Origin of the sequence: Streptomyces sp. NBC_00250, assembly GCF_036192275.1 — a bacterium.
In the GTDB taxonomy this organism is placed as follows: Bacteria; Actinomycetota; Actinomycetes; order Streptomycetales; family Streptomycetaceae; genus Streptomyces.
In genome coordinates, this window is sequence record NZ_CP108088.1 from 7,322,044 (window position 1) to 7,341,302 (window position 19,259).

Annotated in this window: 16 protein-coding genes and 5 tRNA genes; 14 read left to right on the top strand and 7 right to left on the bottom strand. The window is 72.8% G+C overall.

Annotation, left to right across the window (positions count from 1 at the left end):
* Position 1: 1 nt before the first annotated feature.
* Positions 2-364 (bottom strand): hypothetical protein, encoded by a 363-nt coding sequence (locus OG259_RS33185; RefSeq protein ID WP_266889792.1) that lies wholly within the window; start codon positions 362-364, stop codon positions 2-4.
* Positions 365-935: 571 nt separating this feature from the next.
* Between OG259_RS33185 and OG259_RS33190 the strand changes: the two genes are divergently transcribed.
* From OG259_RS33190 to OG259_RS33225, 8 genes are all read left to right on the top strand, one after another.
* The gene (locus tag OG259_RS33190) at positions 936-2,003 is read left to right on the top strand and encodes a methionine ABC transporter ATP-binding protein (RefSeq protein WP_328945598.1); all 1,068 of its coding nucleotides are present in this window, start codon (positions 936-938) and stop codon (positions 2,001-2,003) included.
* Entirely contained in the window at positions 2,000-2,668 is a 669-nt protein-coding gene (locus tag OG259_RS33195; protein ID WP_328945599.1) for a methionine ABC transporter permease, read from the top strand. The genes OG259_RS33190 and OG259_RS33195 overlap by 4 nt, the downstream gene beginning before the upstream one ends.
* Before the next feature lie 92 nt (positions 2,669-2,760).
* Entirely contained in the window at positions 2,761-3,618 is an 858-nt protein-coding gene (locus tag OG259_RS33200) for a MetQ/NlpA family ABC transporter substrate-binding protein (protein ID WP_328945600.1), read from the top strand.
* A gap of 196 nt (positions 3,619-3,814) precedes the next feature.
* Entirely contained in the window at positions 3,815-4,450 is a 636-nt protein-coding gene (locus OG259_RS33205) for a GNAT family N-acetyltransferase (protein WP_328945601.1), read from the top strand.
* A gap of 67 nt (positions 4,451-4,517) precedes the next feature.
* Complete coding sequence (gene cbiE / locus OG259_RS33210) at positions 4,518-5,750, top strand: precorrin-6y C5,15-methyltransferase (decarboxylating) subunit CbiE (protein WP_328945602.1); 1,233 nt, start codon at positions 4,518-4,520, stop codon at positions 5,748-5,750.
* A 324-nt stretch (positions 5,751-6,074) separates the two neighbouring features.
* Entirely contained in the window at positions 6,075-9,635 is a 3,561-nt protein-coding gene (gene cobT, locus OG259_RS33215) for a nicotinate-nucleotide--dimethylbenzimidazole phosphoribosyltransferase (protein WP_328945603.1), read from the top strand.
* Positions 9,636-9,979: 344 nt separating this feature from the next.
* Positions 9,980-11,233 carry a uroporphyrinogen-III C-methyltransferase gene (cobA, locus tag OG259_RS33220; RefSeq protein ID WP_328945604.1) on the top strand — a complete coding sequence of 418 codons (1,254 nt, stop codon included), beginning with the start codon at positions 9,980-9,982 and terminating at the stop codon, positions 11,231-11,233.
* Between the two features lie 85 nt (positions 11,234-11,318).
* The gene (locus tag OG259_RS33225; protein WP_328945605.1) at positions 11,319-12,137 is read left to right on the top strand and encodes a TrmH family RNA methyltransferase; all 819 of its coding nucleotides are present in this window, start codon (positions 11,319-11,321) and stop codon (positions 12,135-12,137) included.
* A gap of 109 nt (positions 12,138-12,246) precedes the next feature.
* On the opposite strand, the gene OG259_RS33230 is transcribed toward OG259_RS33225, so the two are convergent.
* Positions 12,247-13,455, bottom strand: coding sequence for a serine/threonine-protein kinase (locus OG259_RS33230; RefSeq protein WP_328945606.1), 1,209 nt, complete (start codon positions 13,453-13,455; stop codon positions 12,247-12,249).
* Positions 13,456-13,967: 512 nt separating this feature from the next.
* On the opposite strand from OG259_RS33230, the gene OG259_RS33235 reads away from it, so the two are divergent.
* The 3 genes from OG259_RS33235 to OG259_RS33245 all read left to right on the top strand — a co-directional run bounded on the left by OG259_RS33235 (position 13,968) and on the right by OG259_RS33245 (position 15,639).
* Positions 13,968-14,135 (top strand): hypothetical protein, encoded by a 168-nt coding sequence (locus OG259_RS33235; RefSeq protein ID WP_266889771.1) that lies wholly within the window; start codon positions 13,968-13,970, stop codon positions 14,133-14,135.
* A 148-nt stretch (positions 14,136-14,283) separates the two neighbouring features.
* The gene (locus OG259_RS33240; RefSeq protein WP_328945607.1) at positions 14,284-15,300 is read left to right on the top strand and encodes an aminoglycoside phosphotransferase family protein; all 1,017 of its coding nucleotides are present in this window, start codon (positions 14,284-14,286) and stop codon (positions 15,298-15,300) included.
* Between the two features lie 45 nt (positions 15,301-15,345).
* Complete coding sequence (locus OG259_RS33245; protein ID WP_266889767.1) at positions 15,346-15,639, top strand: TFIIB-type zinc ribbon-containing protein; 294 nt, start codon at positions 15,346-15,348, stop codon at positions 15,637-15,639.
* Between the two features lie 100 nt (positions 15,640-15,739).
* Here the strand turns inward: OG259_RS33245 and OG259_RS33250 are convergent.
* The 5 genes from OG259_RS33250 to OG259_RS33270 all read right to left on the bottom strand — a co-directional run bounded on the left by OG259_RS33250 (position 15,740) and on the right by OG259_RS33270 (position 16,225).
* A tRNA-Val gene (locus tag OG259_RS33250) sits at positions 15,740-15,814 on the bottom strand.
* Between the two features lie 41 nt (positions 15,815-15,855).
* A tRNA-Val gene (locus OG259_RS33255) sits at positions 15,856-15,927 on the bottom strand.
* 39 nt (positions 15,928-15,966) lie between these two features.
* Positions 15,967-16,038: transfer RNA gene (locus tag OG259_RS33260), tRNA-Val, on the bottom strand.
* 1 nt (position 16,039) lies between these two features.
* A tRNA-Cys gene (locus tag OG259_RS33265) sits at positions 16,040-16,113 on the bottom strand.
* A gap of 39 nt (positions 16,114-16,152) precedes the next feature.
* Positions 16,153-16,225: transfer RNA gene (locus OG259_RS33270), tRNA-Gly, on the bottom strand.
* A gap of 232 nt (positions 16,226-16,457) precedes the next feature.
* On the opposite strand from OG259_RS33270, the gene OG259_RS33275 reads away from it, so the two are divergent.
* The 3 genes from OG259_RS33275 to OG259_RS33285 are packed head-to-tail and all read left to right on the top strand — an operon-like array spanning position 16,458 to position 19,234.
* On the top strand, positions 16,458-17,525 hold the full coding sequence (locus tag OG259_RS33275; RefSeq protein ID WP_328945608.1) for a chorismate-binding protein: 1,068 nt from the start codon (positions 16,458-16,460) through the stop codon (positions 17,523-17,525).
* Complete coding sequence (locus tag OG259_RS33280) at positions 17,522-18,352, top strand: aminotransferase class IV (RefSeq protein ID WP_328945609.1); 831 nt, start codon at positions 17,522-17,524, stop codon at positions 18,350-18,352. The genes OG259_RS33275 and OG259_RS33280 overlap by 4 nt, the downstream gene beginning before the upstream one ends.
* A gap of 42 nt (positions 18,353-18,394) precedes the next feature.
* Positions 18,395-19,234 (top strand): GNAT family N-acetyltransferase, encoded by an 840-nt coding sequence (locus OG259_RS33285; protein WP_328945610.1) that lies wholly within the window; start codon positions 18,395-18,397, stop codon positions 19,232-19,234.
* Positions 19,235-19,259 lie beyond the last annotated feature (25 nt).

A 19,259-nucleotide genomic window follows, 5' to 3' on the forward strand; every position in this document is an offset into this window, starting at 1 on the left:
GTCAGCCCACCGTCCAGATGTCGTAGAGACGCACTTCGAGCACGGCCAGGACGACCGCGCCGGCGGCCACCGTGGCCGAACCCCACCGGCTGCGCTCCGCGAGCGACATGAACCCGGCGATGGGCACCGCGCACAGGGCCCCGAGCAGATAGGCGACGAAGATCGTCGCGCCCTCCTCGGCCTTCTCGCCGCGCGTCAGCTGCACGATCCCGACGATCAGCTGGACCAGGACGAGGAAGGACACCACGGCCATGCCGATGAAGTGCCAGTCCTTGGTCGACTGGTCACGGAAGGCGGCGTAGCCGCACCAGGCGGCGAGGGCGAGCGCGGCCACGGAGACCGCGACCGTCAGGGCGTCAAGCATGCGCCCGAGGGTATTACGGTCCGAAAGGCCCGATGCGCTCGCCCCCCGCGCCGCCGCCGCGGCCACGCGCGCGGACCGTGGCCTTGGCCACAGCCGGCGTCCGTGACGTCCCCGCCGGACCCCCACGGGTCCCGGTGAGGGTGCGCGTCCCCGCAGGCTACACAGGGAGAGCGAGCGGAACGAGGGCCTCCGAAGTGTCCGCATGACGTCTCAATGCCGTCCGCTATTCGGACAGCCCCCTTTCGTTCGCACCTGCGCATGCTTTACTTGCAGACATGACCACGACGAGCAGCCGCACCCTTGCGACCGAGGCGATCCCCACGCCCGGTGCTCGTTGTATGTGTCGAATGTGCGCCTTCTGAGGGCCCCCGCCTGAGTCTCGCGCCCCGAAGCGAGACCGACGGCTGTGCCGTTCCTCCCGCCTTCCGGCGATGGACCGTGCCCGCCCCGCGCACCGCCGAGACTCCCGGCCACCCGGCCGGAGCGGCCTCCGTGCGCCTGACTGTCCGAAGACGAATGCCCCGTGCACGACGGACCCCGCGTCGCGCACTCGACAGTGACGGAAACCCCTGTGATCACCACTTCGGGCCTGACCAAGGTCTACGAGTCGCGCGGCCGCCAGGTCACCGCTCTGGACGGTGTCGACCTCCACGTCCGCGAGGGCGAGGTGTTCGGCGTGATCGGCCAGAGCGGCGCCGGCAAGTCCTCGCTCATCCGCTGCGTCAACCTCCTGGAGCGTCCCACCTCCGGCACCGTGACCGTCGACGGCGTCGACCTCACCGCACTCGCCGGCAAGGGCCGCCGGGCGGGCAAGGACCTGCGCCGGGCGCGCAGCAGCATCGGCATGGTCTTCCAGCACTTCAACCTGTTGTCCTCCCGCACGGTGAAGGACAACATCGAACTTCCCCTGGAGATCCTGGGCGTCTCCGGTGCCGAGCGCTCCCGCCGCGCCCTCGAACTCCTCGACCTGGTCGGCCTCGCCGACAAGGCCAAGTCCTACCCCGGCCAGCTCTCCGGCGGTCAGAAGCAGCGCGTCGGCATCGCCCGCGCCCTCGCCGGCAAGCCCAAGGTCCTGCTCTCCGACGAGGCCACCAGCGCCCTCGACCCGGAGACCACCCGCTCCATCCTCCAGCTGCTGCGCGACCTCAACCAGCAGCTCGGCCTCACCGTCCTGCTCATCACCCACGAGATGGACGTCGTGAAGACGATCTGCGACTCCGCCGCGCTCATGCAGCACGGCCGCGTCGTCGAGTCCGGCACCGTCGGCGAACTGCTCGCCACCCCCGGCTCCCAGCTGGCGGCCGAGCTCTTCCCGGTCAGCGGCGCCCACACCGGCCCCGACCGCACGGTCGTCGACGTCACCTTCCACGGCGACGCCGCGACCCAGCCCGTCATCTCGCAGCTCTCCCGCACGTACAACATCGACATCTCGATCCTCGGGGCGGCGATGGACACCGTCGGCGGCAAGCAGATCGGCCGGATGCGGATCGAGCTGCCCGGGCGGTACGAGGACAACGTCGTCCCGGTCGGCTTCCTGCGCGAGCAGGGCCTCCAGGTCGAGGTCGTCGAGGAGACGCTCACCGAAGAAACGGTTGTCCAGGACGCGGCGACCCTGCTCGTGAAGGAAGGTGCCAAGTGACCTGGTCCGAGATGCAGCCACTGCTGGAGCAGGGCACCGTCGACACCCTCTACATGGTCCTCTGGGCCACCGTCGTCACCGTGCTCGGCGGCCTGCCGCTCGGCATCCTCCTCGTCCTCACGGACAAGGGCGGACTGCTGCAGAACCTGCCGGTGAACAAGGTCGTCGGTGCGATCGTGAACATCGGGCGTTCGCTGCCGTTCATCATCCTGCTGATCGCCCTGATCCCGTTCACCACCCTCGTCGTCGGCACCTTCATCGGCCCGACCGCGATGATCGTGCCCCTCGCCATCGGCGCCATCCCCTTCTTCGCGCGCCTCGTCGAGACCTCGATCCGCGAGGTCGACCACGGGCTCGTCGAAGCCGTCCAGTCCATGGGCGGCGGCATCCCCACCATCGTCCGCAAGGTGCTGCTCCCGCAGGCCCTGCCCTCGCTGATCTCGGGCGTCACCACCACGGTCATCGTCCTCATCGGCTACTCCGCGATGGCCGGCGCGGTCGGCGGCGAGGGCCTCGGCTCCAAGGCCGTCACCTACGGATACCAGCGCTTCGACACCACGTTCATGCTCGTCACCGTGGTCGTCCTGGTCCTGATCGTGACCGTCGTCCAGCTCATCGGCGACGGAGTCGTACGACTCCTCGCCCGCCGGGGCCGTACCGCGTAACGCCCCCCGGCCACCCCAGACTTCGTCCTTCGAAGAACAGCCCGGACTTGTTGTCCAGGCGACCACCGCTCCACCGGAAAGAGGCACTCTTCGTGCGTAAGAACATCAAGCTCACCGCCGGTATCGCCACCGCAGCCGCCCTCGCCCTCGGCCTCAGCGCCTGCGGCACCTCCTCGGACCCCGGGTCCAAGGACTCGGCCGGCTCCGGAGACGCCTCCAAGGCCCTCGTCGTCGCCGCGTCCCCGACGCCGCACGCCGACATCCTCAACTACGTCAAGGACAACCTGGCCGAGAAGGCCGGCCTGAAGCTGGAGGTGAAGGAGTTCACGGACTACGTCCTGCCGAACACCGCCACCGAGACCGGCCAGGTCGACGCCAACTTCTTCCAGCACAAGCCGTACCTCGACGACTTCAACAAGAAGAACAACACCCACATCGTCCCGGTGGTCAACGTCCACCTGGAGCCGCTGGGCCTGTACTCCAAGAACATCAAGTCGGTGAAGGACATCAAGGCGGGCCAGACCATCGCCGTCCCCAACGACACCACCAACGGCGGCCGCGCGCTCCAGCTGCTCGCCGAGAACGGCCTGATCACCATCAAGCCGGGTGTCGGCACCAACGCCAAGATCTCCGACATCACCGACAAGAAGGGCCTGGAGTTCAAGGAGCTGGAGGCCGCCACCGTGCCCCGCGCCCTGAACGACGTGGACGCCGCCGTCATCAACGGCAACTACGCCATCGAGGCCAAGCTCTCGCCGGCGAAGGACGCCATCGCCCTGGAGAAGGCCGAAGGCAACCCGTACGCCAACTTCCTCGCCGTCAAGGAGGGCAACGAGAAGGACGCCCGCGTGCAGAAGCTCGCCGAGCTCCTCAACTCGCCCGAGGTGAAGAAGTACATCGAGGACACCTACAAGGGCTCGGTCATCCCGGCCTTCGGCGCCACCAAGTAGGCTCCGGAGTCCGAGGGACCGTCAGACCGGTTCCCCCGTACAGTCCTTGAGGAGAAGGCCCCCGCACCCCGTCCGGTGCGCGGGGCCTTCGCCACACCCCCCACCCGACACCGACCCGGCCATGCGCACCGGCGCCCGCATGCTGCATGCTGTGCGTTCACGGTCGATTCGGACGGTCCACGGCATGGAGCTGCGCATGACTACCACCTTTCCGGACATCTCCATCAACACGGACCGGTTGGTGCTGCGCGCGCTCGAGGAGGGGGACGCCCCCGCCCTCGCCGAGATGATGAACGACGAACTCGTCGGCGCCTGGACCGCGGTGCCCCAGCCCTACACCGAGGCCGCCGCCCGCCGCTGGATCACCGAGTACGCGCCCGCCGAACGCGCCGCGGGCCGGGGCATCGACCTCGCCGTCACCGAGTTCCTCACCCAGCGCCTGGTCGGCATCGTCCAACTGGCCAAGACGGACTGGAAGGTCCGCTCCACCGAGATCTCCTACATCGTCGCCCCCTGGGCCCGCGGCGAGGGATACGCCTCCGAAGCCGCCCTCGCCACCGCCCAGTGGCTCTTCGGCGACCAGAAGTTCGAGCGCCTCGAACTGCGCACCGCCGCCGACAACACCGCCTCCCAGCAGGTCGCCCAGAAGATCGGCTGCATCAGCGAGGGCGTCCTGCGCAACGCCTGCATAGCCCGCACCCGCACCGAGGACGGCAGCTGGACCGAGCTGCGCACCGACTACATCGTGTGGGGCCTCCTCCCCGAGGACCTCGACGGCGTCGCCGACCAGATGGCCGAGGCCGGATACTCCTCGTACACCGACTGGAGCTGAGCCCCGGACCGCCACCCGGGGTACGCTCGGCACGCCCCCGACCTGCGACGACACCAGGAGACGACGAATGGCCGACCGCGTCACGGTGATCGGCTGGGACGGCTCGCCCCTCACCGCGGCGGCCCGGTCCGCGCTCTCCGCCGCCACCCTGGTGGCGGGCGCCGCCCATCACCTGGCGCTGCCCGAGGTCCCGCCCGGCGCCGAACGCATCCGCCTCGGCAGCGTCGACCTCGCCGCCCGCCGCATCGCCGGCCACCGCGGCACCGCCGTCGTCCTCGCCGACGGAGACCCCGGCTTCTTCGGCGTCGTCCGCACCCTGCGCGCCCCCGAACACGGCCTCGAAGTCGAGGTCGTCCCCGCCGTCTCCTCCGTCGCCGCCGCCTTCGCCCGTGCCGGGATGCCCTGGGAGGACGCCCGGATCGTCGTCGCCCACCAGCGCACCCTGCGCCGCGCCGTCAACGTCTGCCGCGCCCACCCCAAGGTCGCCGTCCTCACCTCGCCGGGCGCGGGACCCGCCGAACTCGCGCTCCTCCTCGACGGCGTCCACCGCACCTTCGTCGTCTGCGAGGAACTCGGCACCGACCGCGAACAGGTTTCCGTCCTCACCTCCGACAAGGCCGCCGACCACGTCTGGCGCGACCCGAACGTCGTCCTCGTCATCGGCGGCACCGCGGGCGGCACCCCCGCCGCCCCCTGGCTGATGGGCCAGGACCCGGCGGCGCCCCCGGTCCGCGGCTGGGGCCTGCCCGCGGCGGAGTACGACCCGGCCGCGGGCGGTGCCCGGACCGGCGCGGGCGAGGACCCGTCCCTGCGTGCCGCCCAGCTCGCCCGCCTCGGGCCCCGCACCGGCGACCTCGTCTGGGACATCGGCTGTGCGGGCGGCGCCTTCGCCGTCGAGGCCGCCCGCTTCGGCGCCGCCGTCATCGCCGTGGACATCGACCCGGCCGCCTGCACCCGCACCGAGCAGGCCGCCCGCCGCCACGGCGTACCTCTCCAGACCGTCCCCGGCCGGGCCCCGCACGTCCTGGAGAACCTGCCCGAACCCGATGTCGTACGGATCGCGGCCGGCGGGGTTCCCGTCGTCACAGCCTGCACCGACCGGCGTCCCGAGCGCATCGTCGCCCACGCCTCCACCCGCGACGAGGCCGAGGCGATCGGCACCGCCCTCGCCGACGGCGGCTACACCGTCGAGACCCTCCTCCTCCAGACCGTCGGGCTCGACCCGCACGACTGGTCGGAACGCGAGCGTTCGGTCGTCTTCCTGCTCTCCGGCCGCAGGACCGACACCCCCCACGCCTAGGGGGGCCACCCCACCCGTGACCAGGCCGCCCGCCGGGCCAGGTAGGCTGGCCGATTGTTGTACCGCATCCGGATGTTCGGCGCTTCGTTCGTCAATGTCCTGAATTGGTGGCCACATTGCGCCGCTGACGTGGTACGCGACAAGGGGGGACCGCGCGACGTGGCGCAGTCCACAGCGCACCGTGGCGAATCTCCATGCCACGGAGGCCCGGGGCCGCGACAATGTGTGGGTGTCCGCGTGTCCTTCGTGCCGCGCGGCGCACGCGCTCGTTCTTGTCGATGGGCGCAGGTCTGAAGGAGCACAAGCGATGGGCGAGGGGTACGCATGACGGACACCGGCCAGGTCCCGGGCGAGGGGCTGCCGGAGAACGCAGGCATGGTCGAGCAGCCGGGCATCCCCGCACCGGGCGCGTACACCTTCCTGGACCCCTCCGAGCACACCACCGAGGACGACGACCTGCTCCTGATGCCGGGCGCCCAGGGCGCCTGGAGCGAGCACCCGCCGGGCATCGCGCCCGCACCGCCGGTCGCCGTGCCGCAGCCGGCGGCACCCATGGTCCCGAACCAGTCGGTACCCCATCAGGGCGCGCCGCACCCGGCCGCCCCGCACCAGGAGGCGCCGGCGATGAGTGACCCGCTCACCGACCCCCTGCCGGACCCGCTGACGGCACCGCTGGACTCCGTCGCCCTCGCCGACGTCCTCACGGCCCCCCAGCACCAGACCCCGCCGCAGGGCGTACCGCTGGGCACCCCGGCGCACGGCGTCCCCCTGGACCAGGCGACCGGCACTCCGGCGCACGGCGTCCCGGTGGACCAGACGACGGGCACCCCCGCCCACGGCGTTCCGCTGGACCAGCTCACCGGCACCCCCGCCCACGGCGTCCCCGTGGCCCCGCAGGAGCCGGCGACGCACACCGACCACGGCTACGAGCCCGGCATCCTCGACACCGGCGCGCACGAGGCCGCGGGCCGCGACTCCGGCTCCGTCGACCTCGGCGGCGTCCGGGTGCCCCCGCCCGCCCCGGCCCCCGCCCCGCAGCCCGCGCGCCGCCCGCTGCACATGGGTCCGGCCGTGCCCGAGGCCGGCGGTGTCGTGCTCTCGCTGGCCGACCGCGGCCCCGCCGCGGCGCCCGCCCCGGCTCCGCTGCCCGCACCCGTCCCCGAGTCGCTCGTGGCCACCGGCCCCGCGCCGATGCCGGTGCGTAACCCGGGCCCGCCCACCACCGGCCCCGAGTACTTCGAGATCGCGCAGGATCAGCAGCTCGCGCCGCAGAGCCCCGAGCCGTGGGCCCCGCAGCCGGAGGAGCCCGTGGCCCCGCAGGCCGCCGCGTTCCCCGCAGAAACGGTCGTCCCGCAGAGCGGGCAGTTCGTCCAGGTCGAGGGCAATGTCCCGACGACCCCCCACCTGGCCCCGATCCCGGCGCCCGAGGCGGCTCCCGCGCCCGAGCAGGACGAGCCGGGCGAGCCCGAGACGGCCCCCGAGGCCCAGGTCGCGGTCACGGAGCCCGCACCCGAGGCCCCGGTGGAGACGCCCGAAGCCCAGGTCACCGTCCCCGCCCCGCGTGAGGGCGAGCCGACGGCCGAGGCCCCCGAGCCCGCGACGGCGGAGCCCGAAGAGCCCGTCGCCGTACCTGAGGCCGAGCACGCCCCGGAAGCCGAGCAGGCCCCCGAGGCAGAGCAGGCCCCGGTGGCCGAGCCGCAGCCGGACGAGCCCACGGAGCCCGCCGCCGAAGCCGCCCCCGAGGCCCCGGCCGAGCCGTCCGCCGTGGCGGAGGAGCAGATCCCCGAGGGGCAGGCCGCCGAGGAGCAGCCCGCCGAGGAGCAGATCCTCACGGAGCAGCTCCCGGAGGAGGCCCCCGTGGAGGCGGTCGCCGAGGAGATCCCGTTCGTCCCGGAGGAAGACGCCCCCGACGCCCTGCCCGAGCAGACGCCGGAGGCCGAGGCGGTCCCCGCCGTCGAGGCACCGCAGGCCGAGGCGGAAGAGCCCGTCGCATCCACGGACGCACAGACGGACGCTCCCACGGACGCCCCTGAGGCGCTCCAGGATGACGCAGCCACCACGGAAGCCGCCCCCGCCCTTGAGGTGGAGACGACCCCGGCCACCACAGACGAAGACGAAGGCGAAGACGACGACGCGGACCAGGCCACGAACTCGGCCCCGGCCCCCGGCTACGACGACGCCGAGCGCGAGGCCGTCCTCCGCGTGATGCGCGAGCGCCGCGACATCCGCAACGGCTTCCGCTCCGACCCGATCCCGCACGAGGTGCTGCTCCGCGTCCTGGAGGCCGCCCACACGGCCCCCAGCGTCGGCCACTCGCAGCCCTGGGACTTCGTCGTCATCCGCTCCGCCGAGACCCGGCAGACGATGCACGAGCTGGCCCAGCGACAGCGCGAGGCCTACGCCAAGTCGCTGCCGAAGGCCCGGGCGAAGCAGTTCAAGGAACTGAAGATCGAGGCCATCCTCGACACCCCGGTCAACATCGTCGTGACGGCCGACCCCACGCGCGGCGGCCGCCACACCCTCGGCCGCTACACGCAGCCGCAGATGGCCCCGTACTCCTCGGCGCTCGCCGTCGAGAACCTCTGGCTCGCCGCCCGCGCCGAGGGCCTCGGCGTCGGCTGGGTCAGCTTCTTCGACGAGCGCGAGATGGTCCGCACCCTGGGCCTCCCCGAGCACCTCGAAGTGGTCGCGTACCTCTGCGTCGGCTACGTCGACGAGTTCCCCGAGGAGCCCGAGCTGATGCAGGCGGGCTGGTCCAAGCGGCGCCCGCTGGCCTGGGTCGTCCACGAGGAGACGTACGGCCGCCGTGCCCTGCCCGGCGAGGAGCCGCACGACCTGCTCCAGGAGACCATCGCCAACATCCGCCCGCTGGACGCCAAGGCGCTCGGCGAGGCGTGGGAGCGCCAGAAGCGGATGACCAAGCCCGCCGGTGCGCTCGGCATGCTGGAGATCATCGCGGCGCAGCTCTCCGGACTCTCCCGGGTGTGCCCGCCGCCGATCCCGGAGCCGGCGGCCGTCGCGATCTTCGCGGGCGACCACGGCGTCCACGCCCAGGGCGTGACTCCCTGGCCGCAGGAGGTCACCGGCCAGATGGTGGCCAACTTCCTCGGCGGGGGAGCGGTCTGCAACGCCTTCGCCAACCAGGTGGGCGCGGAGGTCTGCGTCATCGACGTGGGCGTGGCCTCCGAACTCCCGGCCACCCCCGGTCTCCTGCCCCGCAAGGTCCGCCCCGGCACCGCCGACTTCACCACGGGTCTCGCGATGACCCGCGACGAGGTGCTGGCGGCGATCGAGGTGGGCATCGAAACGGCGAGGGACCTGGTCGCCGCCGGCAACAAGGCCCTGCTCACGGGCGAGATGGGCATCGCGAACACCACCGCGTCCGCCGCCCTGATCTCGGTCTACACGGGCGTCGACCCGACCGAGGTCACCGGCCGCGGCACGGGCATCAACGACGAGACGCACGCCCGCAAGGTGGACGTCGTCCGTCGTGCCCTCGACCTGCACAAGCCGGACCCGGCGGACCCGATCGGCGTCCTGTCGGCGATCGGCGGCCTGGAGCACGCGGCCCTCGTCGGCCTGATCCTGGGCGCGGCCTCCCTGCGTACCCCGGTCATCCTCGACGGCGTGTCCACCGGCGCGGCGGCCCTGGTGGCCCGGGCGATCGCACCGGAGTCGCTCGCGGCCTGCATCGCCGGTCACCGCAGTGCCGAGCCGGGCCATGTGGCCGCGCTCAACAAGCTGGGCCTGCGCCCCCTGGTCGACCTGGACCTCCGCCTCGGCGAGGGCACGGGCGCACTGCTCGCCCTCCCGCTGGTGCAGAGCGCGGCCCGCGCGATGCACGAGGTGGCCACGTTCGACTCGGCGGGCGTCACCGAGAAGTAGCACCCGGGCGCGTCCCCCACCCACGCACGGAAGTGGGGGACGCGCAGGGACCGTGTTCGGGACGTGAAGCGCGATGTGCGGCGCGTAGAAGAAGGCCGCAGTCTCAAGCCGCAGCACGCGCCGTGAATCATGCGGTCCCGAAAACGGTCCCGGAGCGGCCCCCACGCACGGGGCCCACCGGGCACAGGCCCCACGGGAAGCCCCCGAGGCTCAACCGAGCAACCCGGCTCAGCCCCCGGGAGATCCGTCACAACGTGACGGAGCACCGCCACCGATATCGTGGCCCCACCAGCCGCTTCACCGCAGCAGCGGCCAGCACCCGCCCTCCGAGGAGCCGCTCACCCATGGCCGAGCACGCCGATCACACCGCCCAGCCGACGACGCACCCCGCCTACCCCGTCGGCCTGCGCCTGGCCGGCCGCCGCGTAGTCGTCCTCGGCGGCGGCCAGGTCGCCCAGCGCCGGCTCCCCGCGCTGATCGCCGCGGGCGCCGACATCACGCTGATCTCCCCCTCCGCGACCCCCTCGGTCGAGGCGATGGCCGAGGCCGGCGAGATCACCTGGACCAAGCGGCGGTACGAGGACGGTGACCTCGCCGACGCCTGGTACGCCCTGGTCGCCACGACCGACCCGGCCTCGAACGCCGCCGCCTCCGCGGAGGCCGAGCGGACCAGGACCTGGTGCGTACGCTCCGACGACGCCGAGGCGGCCACCGCCTGGACCCCGGCGACCGGCCGCAGCGAGGGCGTGACCGTCGCCGTGCTCACCGGCCACGACCCGCGCCGTTCCGCCACCGTGCGCGACGCGATCGTCGAGGGACTGCGGGACGGCTCGATCGCCGCCCCGCAGCACCGCGCGCGTACCCCCTTCGTCGCCCTGGTCGGCGGCGGCCCCGGCGACCCGGACCTGATCACGGTGCGCGGCCGCCGGCTGCTCGCCGAGGCGGACGTGGTCATCGCCGACCGGCTCGGCCCCCGCGACCTCCTGGACGAGCTGCCCCCGCACGTCGAGGTGATCGACGCGGCGAAGATCCCGTACGGCCGGTTCATGGCCCAGGAGGCCATCAACAACGCGCTGATCGAGCACGCCAAGGCCGGCAGGTCCGTCGTACGGCTCAAGGGCGGCGACCCGTTCGTCTTCGGCCGGGGCATGGAGGAGGCGCAGGCGCTCGCCGTCGAGGGCATCGCCTGCACGGTGGTGCCGGGCATCTCCAGCTCGATCTCGGTCCCGGGCGCGGCGGGCATCCCGGTGACGCACCGGGGCGTGGCGCACGAGTTCACGGTGGTCAGCGGGCACGTGGCCCCGGAGGACCCGCGTTCGCTGGTCGACTGGGCGTCGCTCGCGAAGCTCACCGGCACGCTCGTGATCCTGATGGGCGTGGACAAGATCGGGAAGATCGCCGAGGCGCTGATCGCCCACGGCAAGAACCCGGAGACGCCGCTCGCCCTGGTCCAGGAGGGCACGACGGCCTCCCAGCGCCGGGTGGACGCGACGCTGGCGACGGTCGCGGAGACCGTCAAGGCCCAGGAGGTCCGCCCGCCGGCGGTCATCGTGATCGGCGACGTGGTGACGGAAGGCCCGGACCGCCTGGTCAGGTGACACCGCTCAGGAGCGGGCGACGCGGCGGCCGACGCACGGCCGCACACACATTGGCACCACACCCCGGACAAGGCAGTATCACCTCGTGGCCGAACTCATCACGATCGACGACCCCGACGACCCGCGCCTGCGCGACTACACCGGTCTGACCGATGTCGAACTCCGCCGCAGAAGGGAGCCGGCCGAGGGCCTGTTCATCGCGGAGGGCGAGAAGGTCATCCGCCGGGCCCGGCAGGCGGGGTACGAGATGCGGTCGATGCTGCTCTCCGCCAAGTGGGTCGATGTGATGCGGGACGTCATCGACGAGGTCCCGGCGCCGGTGTACGCGATCCAGCCGGACCTCGCGGAACGCGTCACCGGCTACCACGTGCACCGTGGCGCCCTCGCCTCCATGCAGCGCAAGCCGCTCCCGGACGCCGCCGAACTGCTCGTCGACGCCCGCCGGGTGGTCGTGATGGAGTCGGTGAACGACCACACCAACATCGGTGCGATCTTCCGCAGCGCGGCGGCCCTCGGCATGGACGCCGTGCTGCTGTCGCCGGACTGCGCGGACCCGCTGTACCGGCGCTCGGTGAAGGTGTCGATGGGCGCGGTGTTCTCCGTCCCGTACGCCCGTCTCGACACCTGGCCGCGTGGCCTGGAGGCGGTACGGGAGGCGGGCTTCAAGCTCCTCGCGCTGACGCCGGCCGAGAAGGCGATGTCGATCGACGAGGCCGCGCCGCACCGCATGGAGCGGGTGGCCCTGATGCTGGGTGCGGAGGGCGACGGCCTGTCCACGCAGGCGCTGCGCGCCGCGGACGAGTGGGTCCGTATTCCGATGGCCCACGGCGTCGACTCGCTGAACGTGGGCGCGGCGGCGGCGGTGGCCTTCTACGCGGTGGCGACGGGCCGCCCGCAGTCCTGAGAGGTCCCCACCGGCACCGGCTCAAGCCCGGTGCCCACCCGCCGGGGTGGTCGTATCGGGAAGGTTCCGCCCGGCCCGCGGGCGGACGGCAGTCCTTTCCGGACCCGACCTACCCCTGAAGGGCCTGGGCGGCGGCGATGCCCAGGGCGACCACCAGCGTCACCACCACGAAGACGAAGAGCCGCTGCCGCAGCAGCCGCGGGTTGGCGGGGCGGCGGCCCGTGGACGTCGAGCGGGCACCCGGCCTGGTCGCCGGACGGCCACCGGTCCGCGGCCCGCCGGAGGGCCGGGAGGCCGGTCCGGGCCCGCGCCCGCCGCGGTCCCGCTCGGTACCCCGGTCGGCGCCGCGCTCCGTGGCCCGCTCACCGCCCCGCTCCGCACCCCGCTCGGGCCCACGACCGGGCACGTCCCGCTCGGTGTACCGCTCGGTCGGCCGTACGGTGTTCCGCTCCTCGGCCCGTTCCCGCTGTACGGGCGGCCGCGACACCGGCAGCCCCTGCGCCTCGCGCGCCGCGATCTCCTTGAGCCGCATCGACAGCTGAAGGGTGCTGGGACGGTCCTCGGGGTCCTTCGCCAGGCAGGCCCGGATGAGCGGCGCCAGCGCGTCGGGCACCCCGTGCAACTGCGGCTCCTCGTGCACGACCCGGTAGAGCATGACCTCGGAACTGCCGTGCCCGAAGGGGGAGTCGGACATGGCCGCGTACGCCAGGGTGGCACCGAGGGAGAACACGTCGGTGGCGGGGGTGACGGCGGCGCCGCGCACCTGCTCGGGGGCGAGGAAGCCGGGCGAGCCGACGGCCGTACCGACATGGGTCAGGGTGCTGGCCCCGGTGGCCCAGGCGATGCCGAAGTCGATGATGCGGGGGCCCTTGGGGGAGAGCAGGATGTTCGAGGGCTTGAGGTCCCGGTGCACGACCCCGGCCTCGTGGACGGCGACGAGGCCTTCCGAGAGGGCGGCCCCGATCGAGGCCACGTCGGCGGCGCGCAGCGAGCCCTCCTCGGCGACCCGGTCGTGCAGCGAGGGGCCGGGCACGTACTGGGTGGCGAACCAGGGGCGCTCGGCCTCCAGGTCGGCGGCCACCAGCCGGGCCGTACAGCCCCCGCGGATCCGCCGGGCGGCCGACACCTCGCGGGCGAACCGGGACCGGAACTCCTGGTCCTCGGCCAGGTCGGGCCGGATCACCTTGAGCGCGACCCGCTGGCCGCGCCGGTCGGACCCCAGGTACACGACTCCCATCCCGCCGGCCCCCAGCCTGCGGTGGAGTCGGAACGACCCGACGATCCGCGGATCCTCGCGCCGGAGCCGCATCATCGCCATGTCCGTCCCCTCGTCCGTTCGACGTGGCACAGCTTACGTAAGGGCGCCCGTACGTGCTCATAGGCCGCGCCCTCGCACCGGGATCGATTGTCAGTGCTGAGGGGTACGAGCGACGGAGACGATCACGGTGGAGGCCTTCCAACCACCCGCCCCAACAACCCAGTTGACGATCTGTCGATAGCCGGCTCAGAGGGGCCCGGAGGCGTCCCGAGAGGCCCCGGGACCAGGGCGTTCGCGCGACGCCCCGCGAAGTGAGCGAAGTCACGTCCGGGCCGCCCCTCCGCCGGCCCTCATGGAACCCCTCAGGGAAGACCCCGGGTTCCGAGACTCCGTCTCCACCCAGGGGAGTACGCCGTACGGTCGGGCGTCATCCTCCGGGAGGCCCGCAAGTCGGTACGCGGGCATGACGTCCAGCCGCCCCGCGCTCCCTAATGTTGATGTCAAGCGGCGGGTGCAGCACTCGTCCCCCGAGGTCAAGCACCCGCCGCGCCATTCACGACAGGAGAGGAACCATGGCTTTCACGGCATCGCGGACGAGCGCCCGGCCTTCGAGCCGACGGCACCCCTTGGTGGCCACCGCCATGGTCCTCCCTCTCGCGGCCCTGCTCCTGTTCGCCTTCGGCGGCTGGGACGCGGTGGCCACACAGGCGTCGTCCGTGGGCGTGATGCTGGGGCGCTGAGAGGCGCTCCGGACCCGGGAGAGCGGCCCGGGTCAGGACATCCGGCCTTCAACCCCGTGGGGACGGGGGTGCGGCGGACGGCAGCGTGGGGCCGGTCAGCTGGGGAGCTGACCGGCCTTCGCGCGTTCCCACCCCGTACGCTCCGGGCGTGGACCCCACCGCCCCGCCCCGCACGGACGACCGCCCCGCCCGGCTCCCGCCGGCCCGACTCGCGGCCGTCGCACACGCCGCCGCTCACCGCCCCGGCGCCCCTTGCCGTTGTCCCAGTGCCCTGGTCGGGGTGCTCGCCGACCGGGACGACGGGACCGTCGTGCGCCACGGTGGACTGGTCGCCAAGGCGCACGCCCCCGGCACCGACCCCGAGGCGCACCGCGCACGGCTGGCCCTCGCGGCGCACCCGGCGGTCTCCGGTGTGTTCCTCCCGCCGCTCCCGGCACCCGCGACCGTGCCCGCCGAGCTCGACGGCCGTCCCGTCACCCTCTGGCCGTACGGCCCGCCCGTCGACCCGGTGGACCCCGACGCCGCCCCCTGGGAGGAGGCCGCGCGGCTCCTGGCGCTCCTCCACGGCACCCCGCCTCCGCCCGGGTCGGCGGACCGGCTCCCGGAGATGCGGGCCCCGGTCAAGGCGGCCCTCGCCGTGGACCGGATGCTCCGCGCGGCCCCGGACCACCCGGCCACCGCGACCGTCCTCGCCGCGTGGCGATCCGTCCCCGGCGACGCCCGACGGCCGGGCGCCGGCAATCCCGCCCAGGGGACCCGCCTCCTCTGCCACGGCGACTTCCACCTCGGCCAACTGGTCCGAGACACCGGCTCCCGGCTCGACGGCCCCTGGCGTCTCATCGACGTGGACGACCTGGGTCTCGGGGACCCGGCATGGGATCTGGCCCGCCCCGCCGCCTGGTTCGCCGCCGGCATCCTGCCCCCGGAGGTCTGGTCCCGTTTCCTCGGCGCGTACGTGGAGGCGGGCGGCCCGGCCGTGGGCGCCGATCCGTGGGTCCGACTCGACGTGCCCGCCCGCGCCCTGACGGTCCAGACGGCGGCCCTGGCCCTCGCGAAGTCGACGGGGGAGGGCCGGCCGCTCGACGAGGTGGAGGACGTGATGATCGACACCTGCGCCCGTATCGCCGGACATCGAACCGACTCCGCCCCTTCGGCGTCCACGTAAGGTGAAGGACCATTCGAACGGCGAAGTCAGGGAGTTGAGCCGAGCATGCAGTGTCCGAAGTGTCATGCGGCCATGCACACGTACAACCGCAACGGCGTCCAGATCGAGCAGTGCAGCGGCTGCCGCGGGATATTCCTGGACTACGGCGAGCTGGAGTCCCTGACCCGCCTGGAGTCCCAGTGGGTCCAGCAGGCGCCGCCCGCCCCGCCGGCCCCGCAGGCCTACCCGGCGCAGCCCGCCCCCGCCGCTCCCGCCTGGGGCGCCCCGCACCACGGCGGTCACCACGGCGGCGGTCACTACCGCCAGCGCGGCTTCGGCCGGATGCTCTTCTCCTCCTGACCGGAGGTGCACCGGGTCTCCCGCCCGGTGCACGAACCGGCGCATGTGCCGGTGTACGAGGAAGCCCCCGGTCCGCGAGATGCGGCCGGGGGCTTCTTGGTGGTGCGCGATACTGGGATTGAACCAGTGACCTCTTCCGTGTCAGGGAAGCGCTCTCCCGCTGAGCTAATCGCGCGGGTGGTGCACACGTCGTACCCGGAGGTACTGGGTGCTGCGTGCGCGATACTGGGATTGAACCAGTGACCTCTTCCGTGTCAGGGAAGCGCTCTCCCGCTGAGCTAATCGCGCGGGACGGTCCGTACGGACCGGATCTTCGGTTGTTCTGCGTGCGCGATACTGGGATTGAACCAGTGACCTCTTCCGTGTCAGGGAAGCGCTCTCCCGCTGAGCTAATCGCGCTTGGAGGTGGAGACGGGATTTGAACCCGTGTAGACGGCTTTGCAGGCCGTTGCCTCGCCTCTCGGCCACTCCACCAGGAGTGAATACAGGGGTTCGGGAAGATCCCCCACATCGAGCGGACGACGAGATTCGAACTCGCGACCCTCACCTTGGCAAGGTGATGCTCTACCAACTGAGCCACGTCCGCTTGTCGTTTCCGTTTCGCTTGCGCGTCCCGGCGACGTGTTGAACTCTAGCGGATTCCTGGGCCAGCACAAAAACGCGTTTCCGCAGCGTGCTGACCTGCGCGCCGATCCGGGCGCCCGGCACGGCGTCCCGGAGGGTTCGCGCCACGTTCACTCGCCGTGTCCCCGAGGTCGCGGGGAGCCCCCGTGCACGCGCCCCCGGTGTCCCCCCTCCGGCGGACCTAGACTCGATGCGTGCACGACCTTGCTCCGCTGGCCCGCTTCGGCGGCCTCCTCGCGACCGACCTCCGGGACGTCACCCACGACCCCGAAGCCCTGGACTCCGCCGGCTTCTGGGCCGTCTGCGCGGACTTCGAGGGGCGTCTGACCTGCGCGCGCTTCGGCGACGTGCGGCCCGACCCCGTCCCCTCGCCCGTCCCCGGCGGCTGGCTCGGCCCCGCAGCCGGTGACTGGACGTCCTCCCTCGACCGCGCCGCGTACACCGCGGGTGTCCGGCGCGTGCGCGAGCACATCGCGCGCGGCGAGGTCTACCAGGCGAACCTCTGCCGGGTGCTGACCGCGCCGCTGCCGGACCCGGCCGCCGCCGACGTCGACGCCCTCACCGCGCTCCTCGCCCGAGGCAACCCCGCCCCGTACGCCGGAACGATCCGCCTGCCCGCGCACGGAGTGGAGATCGCCACCGCTTCCCCCGAGCTCTACCTCCGCAAGGAAGGGGCCCTGATCACCTCCGGCCCCATCAAGGGGACCGGTCGCACCGCCGCCGATCTCCTCCCCAAGGACCACGCGGAGAACGTGATGATCGTCGACCTGGTCCGCAACGACCTCGGACGCGTCAGCGAGACCGGCTCCGTCGCCGTCCCCGCCCTCTGCGCGCTGGAGGAGCACCCCGGCCTCGTCCACCTAGTCTCCACGGTCACCGGTCTGCTGCGCGAGGACGCCGGCTGGCCCGAGCTGCTCGACGCCACGTTCCCGCCCGGCTCCGTCACCGGAGCACCCAAGTCCAGCGCGCTGCGGATCATCGAGGCCCTGGAGACCGCCCCCCGCGGTCCGTACTGCGGAGGCATCGGCTGGGTGGACGCCGACGCGGACACCGCCGAGCTGGCCGTCGGCATACGGACCTTCTGGATCGACCGCCCTGAGAACGTGCTCCGCTTCGGCACCGGCGCCGGGATCACCTGGGGCTCCGACCCGGAGCGCGAGTGGCAGGAGACCGAGCTCAAGGCGGCCCGGCTGGTCGCGATAGCGTCGGGCGCCTACGAGTCAGGCGCCCTTGAGGCGAGTGGAAAGGCCATTTCTCGATGAAACTCTGGGTCAACGGCGGGCTGCACGACGCGGAGACCGCCCTGGTCTCCGTGCTGGACCACGGACTGACCGTCGGCGACGGCATCTTCGAGACGGTCAAGGTCGAGCGGGGAGAAACGTTTGCTCTCACCCTCCACCTGGAGCGCCTCACCCGTTCCGCCCGCGGTCTCGGCCTGCCCGACCCGGACCTCGACGAGGTCCGCCGCGCCTGCGCCGCCGTCATCGGAGCGAACCCGATGGAGCTCGGCCGGCTCCGCATCACGTACACCGGCGGCCTCTCCCCGCTCGGCTCGGAGCGCGGCGACGCGGGGACCAGCCTGGTCGTGGGTCTCGGGGAGACCGGCCGCCGGGCCGACTCCACCGCCGTGATCACCGTGCCCTGGACCCGCAACGAGCGCGGTGCCCTCACCGGACTCAAGACCACCTCGTACGCCGAGAACGTGGTCGCCCTCGCCCGGGCGCGCGAGCAGGGCGCCACCGAGGCGCTGTTCGCCAACACCGTCGGACAGCTCTGCGAGGGCACCGGCTCCAACGTCTTCGTCGTGGTCGACGGCCGGATCCTCACCCCGCCCGTCTCCTCCGGCTGCCTCGCCGGCATCACCCGCGCCCTCGCCGTCGAGTGGACCGGCGCGCGGGAGACCGACCTGCCGCTGGACGTCCTGGAGAGCGCCGAGGAGATCTTCCTGACCTCGACCCTCCGCGACGTCCAGGCCGTGCACCGCGTCGACGGGCGCGAGCTGTCGTCGGCGCCCGGCCCGGTCACCGCCAAGGCCATGCGGATCTTCGACGAGAACGCCGCACGGGACCGGGATCCGCGCCTCCCGTAAAACCTGATGACGGACGGCCCCCGGGTGGGTAGAACACCACTGATGACCACCACTCTGCGGCCGGCCGAGCCGCTTCAGCAGACGCCCGACGGCGGCCGTTCCCGCACCTACGACGTGTGCGTGAACAGCCGCCGGGTCGGTTCCGTCCACCTCTCCACCGACCCGGGCTTCGGCGCCGCCTCCGGTGCGATCGGCCGGCTCCGGGTCGACGCGCCGGACCGGGGACGGGGACGGGGCACGGTCGCCGCGCTCGCCTCCGAGGAGGTGCTGCGGGGCTGGGGCTGCGCCGAGGTGCAGATCTCGGTCCCCGCCGACGCCGAGGCGGCGCTGCGGATGGCCCGCTCGCTCGGCTACACCGAGCGCAGCAGGAACATGGTCAAGGAGCTGTCTGACGAGCCGCCGGTCCTGCCGGAGGGCGTCGAGGTCCGGCCGATGACCGAGACCGAGTACGTGGCGTGGGTGGCGCGGGCCAAGCAGGGCTTCGCGCAGAGCTGGATCGACCGCGGCGTCCCCGAGGAGCAGGCGCGCGCCAAGGCCGAGAGCAGCCACGCCAAGTACCTCCCCGAGGGCCTGGCCACCCCCGGCACGGCGATCCACGTGGTCGTCCGGGACGGACGGCCCGCCGGCTTCCTGTGGACCGGCCGGATCGAACTGGAACCGGGGCAGTGGGCCGCCTTCGTGTACGACATCGAGGTCGGCGAGGAGAACCGCGGGCGCGGCTACGGCCGGGCGCTCATGCTGCTCGCCGAGCGGGTCGCGCGGGAGACCGGGGAGACCCTGCTCGGACTGCACGTCTTCGCGGGCAACACCCCGGCGATCCGGCTCTACGAGTCGCTGGGCTACCGCACGACCTACGTCAACAGCGCGAAGGAACTGCGCTAGGCCGTGTCCGGAATGTCCCGCCTGG

Coding starts and splice junctions, on each gene's coding strand:
- OG259_RS33185 (WP_266889792.1), bottom strand. CDS start 364: ATGCTTGACGCCCTGACGGTCGCGGTCTCCGTGGCCGCGCTCGCCCTC.
- OG259_RS33205 (WP_328945601.1), top strand. CDS start 3,815: ATGACTACCACCTTTCCGGACATCTCCATCAACACGGACCGGTTGGTG.
- cbiE (WP_328945602.1), top strand. CDS start 4,518: ATGGCCGACCGCGTCACGGTGATCGGCTGGGACGGCTCGCCCCTCACC.
- cobT (WP_328945603.1), top strand. CDS start 6,075: ATGACGGACACCGGCCAGGTCCCGGGCGAGGGGCTGCCGGAGAACGCA.
- cobA (WP_328945604.1), top strand. CDS start 9,980: ATGGCCGAGCACGCCGATCACACCGCCCAGCCGACGACGCACCCCGCC.
- OG259_RS33230 (WP_328945606.1), bottom strand. CDS start 13,455: ATGGCGATGATGCGGCTCCGGCGCGAGGATCCGCGGATCGTCGGGTCG.
- OG259_RS33235 (WP_266889771.1), top strand. CDS start 13,968: ATGGCTTTCACGGCATCGCGGACGAGCGCCCGGCCTTCGAGCCGACGG.
- OG259_RS33245 (WP_266889767.1), top strand. CDS start 15,346: ATGCAGTGTCCGAAGTGTCATGCGGCCATGCACACGTACAACCGCAAC.
- OG259_RS33280 (WP_328945609.1), top strand. CDS start 17,522: ATGAAACTCTGGGTCAACGGCGGGCTGCACGACGCGGAGACCGCCCTG.
- OG259_RS33285 (WP_328945610.1), top strand. CDS start 18,395: ATGACCACCACTCTGCGGCCGGCCGAGCCGCTTCAGCAGACGCCCGAC.